Consider the following 9,905-nt stretch of genomic DNA (forward strand, 5'->3'; position numbering starts at 1 on the left):
GGCATGTTCCTGGAGCACTACCCTGGCATGACAGAGCAGTGCTTACAGAAAATCATTCAACAAGCAGCTGAACGTTGGCAGATACTTGAAGCGAGAGTCATTCACCGCGTTGGCCCTTTGCACTTGAGCGAACAAATTGTCTTCGTTGGCTATCTCGCCCTATAAACAGTTGAATACTTTATCGACCTATCATTATCTGGACTTAATGGGTGTTGGGAGTGTTCTTGGTTTGCCTGAAGGTGATCAGGATGTGCGCGCTAGTCATCAATCGTCTGAAAAATATGTGCGAACACGAAATCAGTTTGACGAGGGAGCGACCTTTGCAAAGTTAGCGAGCTTGGTAAGTAAAGGCGCGACAATTAGAACGACGCAGCTCTCTGAAGAGTTTACCTATGAGGACTATTTACAGCTCCATGGTAATCGGCTGACGCTATTGTTTGCGATTCGTCCAGATAAGCAGGTTGTGCCTTTAGGCAGAACAGATGCAAAGCCTTCAGTTGGATGGGAAATGATTAGTTTAATACAGCCTGAGCCAAACCCTGAAGGGCTGGCTCAGTCTAGTAGTTCATGATCTAGTTGTCACCGTGGTGAGGATGGTCAATACGGTTGATCAGTGCGCGAGCAAAGTCTTGACGAGTAATAATGCCAACAAGCTTGCCGCCGTCCATAACCGGTAGTCGTCGTCGGCCAGAAGTGAAGAACTCTGCGCAGACAATGATATCATCTTCTTGTTCAACCATGTCTAGCTCGGTCGTCATGTGATCGGCGACTCGATCACCTACTGATTGGTAGTAGCCGTCATTTAGAGCTTCTTTCAAACAATCCAATTCTGAAAGAATACCAACCAGCTTCCCTTCATTATCTATTACCGGTGCGCCCGAACGGCCTTTTTTTACCAGAGTTCTTAAAGCCGTAATAACGCTGTCTTCAGGTTTGAAGGATAAAACATTTGGGCTCATATAATCTTTTATTTTTACGGAATGCACGTCACTTGCTCCTTATTCTGTACAGACTGGGTCATGGCATGAAGCCGATTTAGACACCGTTGTAAGATACACTATGGAGGATATCTGGGGAAAATCAAGCAAGCGGGTGCTTCATTAGGGTGAGTTTTCGTCCTTGTCGAAGATAGCGACGAAGAGATTCAGCGATATAAGGAGGAGCCTGTTCTATATTCTGAAGCTGAAAGCCAATTTGAGCATAAAAGTCTTTAAGCCACTCAAAAGGAAAGCACCAGCACTCGCGATTTGTCAGGTGTGGTTTTAGTTCGGTAAGTAGCCTGCTTCCTATGCCTTGCCGCTGCTCGGATGGAACCACGACCATGCTGCGTAGAATCAGATATTGATCGCTCTTGACCAGGCGAACAGCCGCAACGATTTTATTGTTTGAGTTGTTATTTCTAAGGATGTAAACCTCGTCTTCTTTACCGACGTGGGAATGGTAGTTCGCTTGTTTATAGAATTGCTTGGCGAGAGGAAAGCGAGGCGGGTCGAGTCGTTCCAGGGCGAAATTATTGTGGCTTAAGTCAGACATTTTACCAGCGTTTTTTTCTATCTAGGTCGCTCTCTTTTGCTTCAACCCATTCAGCACCGTCTTTGGTGATTTCCTTTTTCCAGAAAGGCGCGTCGGACTTTAAGTAGTCCATAATAAACTCACAGGCCGCAAAAGCATCTGCTCTATGTGCAGAGCTTACGCCAACGAAGACAATTTGTTCGCTCAAGTGCAAAGGGCCAACGCGGTGAATGACTCTCGCTTCAAGTATCTGCCAACGTTCAGCTGCTTGTTGAATGATTTTCTGTAAGCACTGCTCTGTCATGCCAGGGTAGTGCTCCAGGAACATGCCATTTACATTAGGGCGATCTCCGAATTCCCGAACCAAGCCTGAAAACGTGCAGATCGCGCCAGTTGCTAGGGCGTGGTTGTTCCGTAGAGTCTGGTACTCATTTTCTATTGAGAAATCTTCTTGCTGAACGCTGACAGATATTTTCATACTAACCGCCTGTTACCGGGGGATAAAATGCTACTTCATCTCCTACTTTAACAGCAGTACTTGCATCGGCGATATCCTGATTGACTGAAATAATGATCCGTTCGTTAGCAAGCGCGCTTAACCAGGGTTCGCCCCGTGACTGAAGCTTGGATTTGATATCGCCAGTCGTCTGGATGCCGTCGATCTCGGTCCATTGTTCGCTATCGCAGTCGAGCTGCTCTCGCAAGCTGGCAAAAAAAAGGATATTCATAAGGTCGTCTCGTAACTTAATAATGCTTGCTATACCGGCAAAGAAAAAATGCTAGGGAAAGGTATAAACTCGACAGAATCCCCTGCTTTTGGTTGAGTGTGTTCTTTAATCACAGCGAAACCCTCCGCCCAGCTTGCAGAGCTTAGCATACCAGAGCTTTGGTTCGGGTGACGAATCAGACGATTGCCTTGGCTTCGCTGAACTCTCAGAAATTCTCTTCTGGGGCCGGACTTTTTAATATCGAAGTCTAGGGCAAGAGAGTAACTTTGAGGTTTAGTGTCGCTAATACCTTGCTTATGGAGTAAGAAAGGGCGAGCCAATACCGAAAAGGTAACAAATACTGCGCCTGGATTTCCGGGCAAACCGAGTACTGGTGTTTCGCCAATTTGTCCATACATAAAAGGCTTACCGGGCTTGATGGCTGCGCGCCAGAAATCAATGCTCCCCAATGACTTGATTGCACTTTGTACATAGTCTTCTTCGCCAACGGATGCGCCGCCAGTGCTAATGATGATGTCGGCTTTATCACTCGCCGAGTTTAAAGCTTTAACCGTTGCTTCGAGTTGATCTGGGATGAGGCCAAGATCAACTATATCTGCGTTCAGGCTTTTGAGCATGCCGGTAAGTAGGTAGCGGTTGGAGTTAAATATTTGTGAAGAAGAGGGCTTATCGCCCGGTTCTACCAATTCGTCTCCAGTTGAAAAAATAGCGACTTTTAGTCTTCGAAACACTTTGACCTTAGCAATACCAATCGAAGCAATTAAGCCAACGCGGGCAGGGGAAAGGACTAGGCCCTTTTGTAAAATAACCTGGCCTTGTTGAACATCTTGACCTCGAGGGCGAATATTTTGCTTAGCGTTAGGCTGGGAGGAAAAGGTTACCTCCTTGTTGTGCTCATTGATTGTCGCCTGTTCTTGCATAATGACGCAGTTCGCTCCTGCTGGTATCGAGGCGCCGGTAAATATTCTCGCAGCAGTGCCACGTTCAAGTGTCTCGGGTTGGTGCCCGGCAGGAATGCGTTGTGAGATACAGAAGGCTTTACCCTCAGAGAAGTCATCAAGGTTTAGTGCGTAGCCGTCAACGGCACTGTTATCTGTGGGCGGTACATTAAGTGTAGAGACTAAGTCTTCAGCGAGCACTCTTTCGTGTGCATCAATAAGTGCAACTGATTCTGTCTCCGATATCGGGTTTGCCAATTTTTTTAAGCGCTCAATGATATCATCTAAAGGATTAAGGGTGTGTTTGACGGCTGAATCGCAGCAGCTTTGATTTGTGTTCGACATAAATAGCTCTGTCAGTATCGACGATGAAAAACGGGTTATTAGTTTAGCGTGTGCAGTGTATCGCTAAAACAGAAATAAATCGTTGATGATCATCAAGCGCTTAAGGAAGAGTTAGCAAGCGGGTAGATCTGCGTGAGTGCCGCAGCTTACGACACTACCGTCGCGCGAGTCGTACTTGATAACCAAGGAGCTGTTATTGCGATTGCCAGTGTCGCCGTTAAGGCGATAAGCGTAGCTGCAGACTCTGTTGCCGGTGTGGCGGTAAGCTCGATAGGCTTCATTGTTGTTGCCAACAACAACTGAGGGCGGGTTTTCCAATACGCCCTGCCAGACACCAATGCAGCCGTTGTTGCCTTGCCCTATATTCTCATTACCTGTGCCTTTATCAACACCAATTGGGTAGCCGATATTGTTGGTGTCAATCGTGCCATTGCCAAAGTTTGTCAGGTTTTGGGTGCGAGTGGTATGGCCTGCTGCCTGGAAGACTGCTTTGACAGTTTTAACGCCTGCCTGCAAATTTCCAGCAATGCTCCTAACCTGCGCTAGTTCAGCTTCATCAGATAGGTCACTAAATCTAGGTAACGCGATGCTTGCAAGCGCTCCAATTAATACGATAACAATGACCAGTTCGATCAGAGTAAAACCTTGGGATTTGAAGGGTTGAAGAGTCGGCTTCATAAATATATGTTTCTTAAGTAGTTTATTTAATTATAGGTACGAAAACGCGATAATTGTAAAAAAAATAGTATATTTCTGGATATAGCGTATAATCTGCGCTATCTTTATTGACAATATCCCCGATTTGGGGTGGCACTCCGCCAAAAAAATTAAATTCATCACAACTTTCCTTTAACGGCCTCGCGCTGTATCTATTTGAACTTTTACATAATATGAATCTTACCGAACTTAAGAAAAAAAGCGTTCCAGAATTACTCGAAATTGCTGCCGAAATGGGCTTGGATAATCTTGCTCGATCTCGAAAACAAACAGTTATCTTTTCTATATTGAAGCGCCATGCAAAAAGTGGCGAAGACATATATGGAGATGGTGTTTTAGAGATTCTTCAGGATGGCTTTGGATTTTTGCGATCAGCAGAAGGCTCATATCTGGCTGGACCAGATGATATCTACGTTTCACCTAGCCAAATTAGACGTTTCAATTTGCGTACCGGGGATACGATTTCCGGGAAAATCCGTCCGCCGAAAGACGGCGAGAGATATTTCGCGCTTTTGAAAGTTAGTCAGATCAACTTTGATAAACCTGAGAACTCGAAAAATAAGATTTTATTTGAAAACCTGACCCCTTTGTTTCCAAATGATCGTCTTATTCTGGAAGCCGGTAACGGTAGTACAGAAGATTTGTCAGCGCGTATTCTTGATTTGGTTGCTCCAATTGGTAAAGGACAGCGTGGCTTGGTTGTTTCTCCGCCGAAAGCGGGTAAGACCTTGATGATGCAGAATATTGCTCAGTCTGTCGCGCGCAACAACCCTGAGTGTCACCTCATGGTATTGTTGATTGACGAGCGTCCAGAAGAAGTAACGGAAATGCAGCGTTCGGTTCGTGGTGAGGTTGTAGCCAGTACCTTCGATGAGCCACCAGCTCGTCACGTTCAGGTAGCCGAGATGGTTATCGAGAAAGCAAAACGTTTGGTTGAGCATAAGAAAGATGTCGTCATTATCCTTGACTCTATTACGCGTTTGGCTCGTGCCTATAATACGATTATTCCATCGTCGGGTAAGGTCTTAACGGGTGGTGTTGATGCACACGCACTTGAACGTCCGAAGCGCTTCTTTGGTGCTGCTCGAAATGTTGAAGAAGGTGGAAGCCTGACAATTATTGCAACAGCTCTTGTTGATACCGGCTCTAAAATGGACGAGGTTATTTACGAAGAGTTCAAGGGTACCGGTAATATGGAAGTACACCTTGATCGTCGTTGTGCCGAGAAGCGAGTATATCCTGCGATTAATATTCGCCGTTCAGGAACGCGTCGAGAAGACTTGTTGATGAGTGAAGATGAGCTTCAGCGTGTTTGGATACTGCGTAAACTATTGCATAGTATGGATGACGACTTAGCAGCATTAGAATTTATTCTCGATAAGCTGAAAGACTCTAAAACAAATGATGAGTTCTTCTTGTCGATGAAGAAGCGATAGGCTGTTGTTGATGGCTCAAAAGCTTTGTTAAATAAAACTTTTGAGCTGAATTAAACATCGTCAGGCTAGAATATAAACCGGTATTTATACCGGTTTTTTTATGAATTGAATTGAGATTGTTGTGTCAGTTATGAAATATGATGACCTCCGAAGTTTTATCAAACAACTTGAAGCGCAAGGTGAGTTGAAGCGTATTGCTCAGGAAGTCGATCCTTATCTGGAAATGACCGAGATATGTGATCGTACTTTACGTGCAGGAGGGCCTGCTTTACTGTTTGAAAACCCAAAGGGTTACAATATGCCAGTGTTGGCAAATCTTTTTGGTACAACGCGGCGCGTTGCCTTAGGAATGGGGCAAGAAGACGTCAGTGCACTACGTGAAGTGGGCAAACTTTTGGCATTTCTTAAAGAACCTGAACCACCTAAAGGTTTTAAGGATGCCTGGCAAAAGCTACCGATATTTAAAAAGGTGATGGCGATGGGGCCCAAAGAGGTCCGCTCGGCTGCCTGTCAGGAAGTGCTTATCGAAAAAGATCAGGTGGATCTGTATAAGCTTCCTATCCAGACTTGCTGGCCAGGCGATGCAGGACCTTTGGTGACCTGGTCTTTGGTGATTACAAAAGGGCCTGAAAAGTCTCGCCAGAATCTGGGGATTTATCGCCAGCAGTTGATTGCAAAGAATAAGCTGATCATGCGCTGGCTATCTCACCGTGGTGGCGCACTAGACTTCAGAGAGTGGCAGCAAAAACACCCAGGTAAACCTTTCCCGGTTGCGGTGGCTTTAGGTGCTGATCCAGCAACAATACTCGGTGCAGTAACGCCCGTGCCCGATACCTTATCTGAATATGCCTTTGCTGGCTTGTTACGTGATAGTAAAACTGAAGTGACTAAAGCGGGCTTGAGTGACCTATCAGTGCCAGCGAGTGCAGAGATAGTATTGGAGGGCTTCATTTACCCTGATGAAGTCGCACCCGAAGGACCCTTCGGTGATCATACTGGTTATTACAATGAAGTGGATACCTTTCCGGTATTTACTGTCGAGCGTATTACTCATCGAAAAAATGCGATTTACCACAGTACTTATACTGGTCGGCCGCCTGATGAGCCTGCGATTCTCGGTTTAGCTTTGAATGAAGTCTTTGTACCGATTCTAAGAAAGCAGTTTCCTGAAATTGTCGATTTTTATTTGCCGCCGGAAGGATGCTCATATCGCCTGGCCGTTGTAACGATGAAGAAGCAATACCCAGGGCATGCTAAACGCGTGATGATGGGCGTGTGGTCCTTCCTTCGCCAGTTTATGTATACCAAGTTCGTAATTGTCTTGGATGATGACGTTAACGCACGAGAGTGGGAAGATGTGATTTGGGCAATTACGACACGTATGGATCCGGCAAGAGATATCACCTTGGTTGAAAACACACCGATAGACTATTTGGACTTCGCTTCGCCAGTATCGGGCTTAGGCTCCAAGATGGGTCTTGATGCAACCAATAAATGGCCGGGTGAAACAAACCGGGAATGGGGTGAACCAATTACTATGACTGACGAGATAAAGTCTCGAGTTGATGAAAGGTGGGACGACTTGGGCATCTTTGGTGGTGATCAGTCCAAGTGAACGTGCTCGAAATAGAGTCACGGGTTGAAGGCCAGCTTCGCACATACGAATTGGCTTTTGATGCGGGAGAGTCAGTATATGAAATTGCTGACAGATATGCCTTGAAGTTGCCCGTCAGTTGCCGCAACGGGGTTTGTGAGATATGCCGGGCCAAGCTCGTTTCTGGCGAAGTTGAATTCGGCCCCCGAAGGGAGCTGGTTCAGGGGCCACTACAGAAAGACTTGTTGCTGTGCCAGACTTGGCCAGTGAACTCAAGCAAAATTACAATAGATAATATCTATGGGCCAGGAGAATTGCCTGTGAAGAAAACGGTTTGCCGAGTAATCGCTGTCGAAGTGATTAGAGGGCATGTTTATAAAGTTGAGTTGCAGTTACCTGCGGGCAAGCTGCCGGAGTTTTATGCCGGGCAGTATTTGGCACTTGAGATGCCGGGTAAGGATGCTGGTAGTTATTTTTCTATCGCTTCAGCGCCTGGCTTGCGAGAAATCACCCTCCACATTCAGGCTGATCCGCACTTGAACTCAGCGGTTGAAATTGTGGACTACTGTAAGGACGCGTTGGAGAGTGGAGCCAGTGTCACGATCTCTTTACCGTTTGGAAAGGCTTGTTTGCCAAAAGTGCCTGATAAGCCGCTAATCTTGATGGCTGCTGGTACCGGCTTTGCTCAAATGAAGTCTATTATTGACTATCTCCTGGCGCAGAATTATTCGCTTCCGCTTGCCTTATATTGGGGAGTTAGAAAAGAAGAAGATATGTACTTGGCAGAGTTGGCTGAGGAGTGGGCATCGAAATATGATCACTTTGAATTCCACCCGCTTATCGCAGACATTGAAAACATAGATGCAAACGCTCATCACAATCAATTGAGTGATGCGGTATTAGCAGACTTTTCAAATTTAGCGGATAGTAAGGTTTTTGTTAGTGGCTCGCCAAAGCTTGTTCATTCTGCAATGGACGCCTTGCTGGAAGCCGGATTAGAAGAACAAGACTTCTTCTCCGATGTTCTGGAATATGCGCCACGTTCTTAAATATTAGTGGCGCAAGCATGATGGTTTTAGAGCCAAGCAGAAATACTGTCTAGCTCAGTGGCTATCGAGACTCAGGTAGGGGCAATTTTGGCAGCTCAAGATTCTCGATAAGCCCTTCGAATACTTCTTTGTCGGCATTATTTTTCGCATTTAGGCGTATATTCAGGCGACATAGCTCCGCGAGACTTTCCTTGTTTTCGTGTAGTTTGTTGCTCGCTTCAAAGTATTCTTGAGCTTTCCCCCATAAACCATTTCTTAGGCAAAGCCTACCAAGTGCTAGCAATAAGCTGGCATTGTTGGGTCTGCTTTTTAGCCATTGTTCGGCGTGGATCAGTTGCTCGGAAGTGTTTTGAGCGGCGACCATTCCATAGACGCGAACCAGCCTGTCGTCCCATTTCTTTTCCAAGGCTTTTCGGATTAAGGTTTCGCACTCGTGATCGTTGTTAAGGCGAATAAGCTGTAGTGCGTACGTTTCAAGCAACTGCGCGTCGAATTGTAATGGTGTTGGTACACACTGCCATAAACCTGCGAGAATATCGTCGGCAGCGTCTTGTTGAGCGCGGTTAATTAGCTCGTCGGTTTTCTGTACAAAAAGATTATTCCAGGCGAGAGACTCGACGGCTTTGATTTCATCAGTGCCGAGTTTGGCATCTTTTTGCAAGGAGGGCAGGAGCTTTATCAGGTTGTGCCAATCTTCTAATTTTAAGTATACCGACTTCAAGAGCTTTAGAACGAAGGGGTGATGCGCCTGTTGTTTATGCAGGCGTAATAGTGTTGCTAAGCAAGGTTCATATTGCCCTTGTTGGTACTGGATTTGTGCTTGAGCGATCCCCACAGCAAAGTCGGAGTCCTCGGTGCTGTCATAGGCTTTCTTCAGCATTAGCTCAGCATCCTTAACCTGCCCTAACTCGTTGGAAGCGTGAGCGGCGGCTAAGTAGTTAATTAAGGGCTTATGGGACTTGGTAGCAGATTTAGATAATAGCTTGCTCGCTACGCCCCAGTTGCCTTCAAGTAGTGCAATTAGACCTTTCTCGGTTTTTATCGTAGCTCTTGACTCGGCGGAACGGCCAAACCACTTAGATACAGACTTGCTTGAATGCACCAGTTTACGTTTCAGCCCTAGTAGCCATACCAATAAAGTAAGCAAAATAGCGATAGCGAGTGCGGCGATGACCAGATTACTTTCTATTAGCCAGTTTCCATAAGATATTCGAACATATCCGGGGTCATGGCTGACAATCGCTGAAACACCAAGCGCTAGAGCCATGCCGACAATAATCAACACGAGTAAACGCTTCATGGTGTTGGCTCCTGCTTGGTACTGTTATCTGTGCTTGAAGGTGTCGGGTTGGAAAGTTTGCCTAAGCTATGGTTAAGATACATGGCTTCAATTTTTGTCTTCAGTAAGCGTAATGACTTTGAAATATCGGGTGTTTCGTAGCTTATTTGAAGTGTTTGCATACTTTTGAGTTTAGAAATCAGAGTTTTCGTTTGTTTGTCCTGAGTATCAAAGTAGTTCTCTAGCCAAATGCTTGCTTGTTTTAAGCTGTGAGTAAAAATAGCCTGGTTTTGCTCTAGTAAGGCAA

Annotated in this window: 13 protein-coding genes; 5 read left to right on the plus strand and 8 right to left on the minus strand. The window is 45.8% G+C overall.

From position 1 onward, the window contains the following. Window positions 1-27 precede the first annotated feature (27 nt). Together A3735_RS28940 and A3735_RS14435 are read left to right on the plus strand one after the other, a co-directional pair. Window positions 28-165, plus strand: a complete 138-nt coding sequence (locus A3735_RS28940) for a molybdenum cofactor biosynthesis protein MoaE (protein ID WP_231882559.1) — start codon at window positions 28-30, stop codon at window positions 163-165. Beyond that, window positions 137-571 carry a hypothetical protein gene (locus A3735_RS14435; RefSeq protein WP_156499674.1) on the plus strand — a complete coding sequence of 145 codons (435 nt, stop codon included), beginning with the start codon at window positions 137-139 and terminating at the stop codon, window positions 569-571. The genes A3735_RS28940 and A3735_RS14435 overlap by 29 nt, the downstream gene beginning before the upstream one ends. Window position 572: 1 nt before the next feature. On the opposite strand, the gene A3735_RS14440 is transcribed toward A3735_RS14435, so the two are convergent. The 6 genes from A3735_RS14440 to A3735_RS14465 form a co-directional block, all read right to left on the minus strand. Next, complete coding sequence (locus A3735_RS14440) at window positions 573-986, minus strand: CBS domain-containing protein (protein ID WP_082870359.1); 414 nt, start codon at window positions 984-986, stop codon at window positions 573-575. A 94-nt stretch (window positions 987-1,080) separates the two neighbouring features. After that, window positions 1,081-1,533, minus strand: a complete 453-nt coding sequence (locus A3735_RS14445) for a GNAT family N-acetyltransferase (RefSeq protein ID WP_068512804.1) — start codon at window positions 1,531-1,533, stop codon at window positions 1,081-1,083. A gap of 1 nt (window position 1,534) precedes the next feature. Next, window positions 1,535-1,990: a molybdopterin synthase catalytic subunit MoaE gene (gene moaE / locus A3735_RS14450; RefSeq protein ID WP_068512795.1), complete on the minus strand. Its 456-nt coding sequence runs from the start codon at window positions 1,988-1,990 to the stop codon at window positions 1,535-1,537. A 1-nt stretch (window position 1,991) separates the two neighbouring features. Beyond that, the gene (locus tag A3735_RS14455) at window positions 1,992-2,240 is read right to left on the minus strand and encodes a MoaD/ThiS family protein (protein ID WP_068512793.1); all 249 of its coding nucleotides are present in this window, start codon (window positions 2,238-2,240) and stop codon (window positions 1,992-1,994) included. Between the two features lie 29 nt (window positions 2,241-2,269). Continuing rightward, window positions 2,270-3,523: a gephyrin-like molybdotransferase Glp gene (glp, locus tag A3735_RS14460; RefSeq protein WP_068512791.1), complete on the minus strand. Its 1,254-nt coding sequence runs from the start codon at window positions 3,521-3,523 to the stop codon at window positions 2,270-2,272. A gap of 111 nt (window positions 3,524-3,634) precedes the next feature. After that, complete coding sequence (locus A3735_RS14465) at window positions 3,635-4,201, minus strand: type II secretion system protein (RefSeq protein WP_068512784.1); 567 nt, start codon at window positions 4,199-4,201, stop codon at window positions 3,635-3,637. 212 nt (window positions 4,202-4,413) lie between these two features. Between A3735_RS14465 and rho the strand changes: the two genes are divergently transcribed. The 3 genes from rho (at window position 4,414) to A3735_RS14480 (ending at window position 8,319) form a co-directional block, all read left to right on the plus strand. Beyond that, window positions 4,414-5,676, plus strand: a complete 1,263-nt coding sequence (gene rho / locus A3735_RS14470; protein ID WP_068512781.1) for a transcription termination factor Rho — start codon at window positions 4,414-4,416, stop codon at window positions 5,674-5,676. A gap of 130 nt (window positions 5,677-5,806) precedes the next feature. Continuing rightward, window positions 5,807-7,291 carry a 4-hydroxy-3-polyprenylbenzoate decarboxylase gene (ubiD, locus tag A3735_RS14475; protein ID WP_068512779.1) on the plus strand — a complete coding sequence of 495 codons (1,485 nt, stop codon included), beginning with the start codon at window positions 5,807-5,809 and terminating at the stop codon, window positions 7,289-7,291. Beyond that, window positions 7,288-8,319 carry a 2Fe-2S iron-sulfur cluster-binding protein gene (locus tag A3735_RS14480; protein WP_082865348.1) on the plus strand — a complete coding sequence of 344 codons (1,032 nt, stop codon included), beginning with the start codon at window positions 7,288-7,290 and terminating at the stop codon, window positions 8,317-8,319. The genes ubiD and A3735_RS14480 overlap by 4 nt, the downstream gene beginning before the upstream one ends. 61 nt (window positions 8,320-8,380) lie before the next feature. Here the strand turns inward: A3735_RS14480 and A3735_RS14485 are convergent, their stop codons facing one another. Both A3735_RS14485 and A3735_RS14490 read right to left on the minus strand, forming a co-directional pair. Then, window positions 8,381-9,619 (minus strand): heme biosynthesis protein HemY, encoded by a 1,239-nt coding sequence (locus tag A3735_RS14485; protein WP_068554147.1) that lies wholly within the window; start codon window positions 9,617-9,619, stop codon window positions 8,381-8,383. Continuing rightward, a partial coding sequence (locus tag A3735_RS14490) for a uroporphyrinogen-III C-methyltransferase (protein ID WP_197485898.1) occupies window positions 9,616-9,905 on the minus strand: 290 nt, incomplete at its 5' end. The genes A3735_RS14485 and A3735_RS14490, both read right to left, overlap by 4 nt.

The sequence above is a fragment of the Oleiphilus sp. HI0061 genome, from assembly GCF_001635675.1.

Excerpts from the sequence above, each read along its gene's own strand:
- A3735_RS14485 (WP_068554147.1), bottom strand. The coding sequence starts at position 9,619 with ATGAAGCGTTTACTCGTGTTGATTATTGTCGGCATGGCTCTAGCGCTT.
- A3735_RS14465 (WP_068512784.1), bottom strand. The coding sequence starts at position 4,201 with ATGAAGCCGACTCTTCAACCCTTCAAATCCCAAGGTTTTACTCTGATC.
- ubiD (WP_068512779.1), top strand. The coding sequence starts at position 5,807 with ATGAAATATGATGACCTCCGAAGTTTTATCAAACAACTTGAAGCGCAA.
- A3735_RS14445 (WP_068512804.1), bottom strand. The coding sequence starts at position 1,533 with ATGTCTGACTTAAGCCACAATAATTTCGCCCTGGAACGACTCGACCCG.
- glp (WP_068512791.1), bottom strand. The coding sequence starts at position 3,523 with ATGTCGAACACAAATCAAAGCTGCTGCGATTCAGCCGTCAAACACACC.
- moaE (WP_068512795.1), bottom strand. The coding sequence starts at position 1,990 with ATGAAAATATCTGTCAGCGTTCAGCAAGAAGATTTCTCAATAGAAAAT.
- A3735_RS28940 (WP_231882559.1), top strand. The coding sequence starts at position 28 with ATGACAGAGCAGTGCTTACAGAAAATCATTCAACAAGCAGCTGAACGT.
- rho (WP_068512781.1), top strand. The coding sequence starts at position 4,414 with ATGAATCTTACCGAACTTAAGAAAAAAAGCGTTCCAGAATTACTCGAA.
- A3735_RS14455 (WP_068512793.1), bottom strand. The coding sequence starts at position 2,240 with ATGAATATCCTTTTTTTTGCCAGCTTGCGAGAGCAGCTCGACTGCGAT.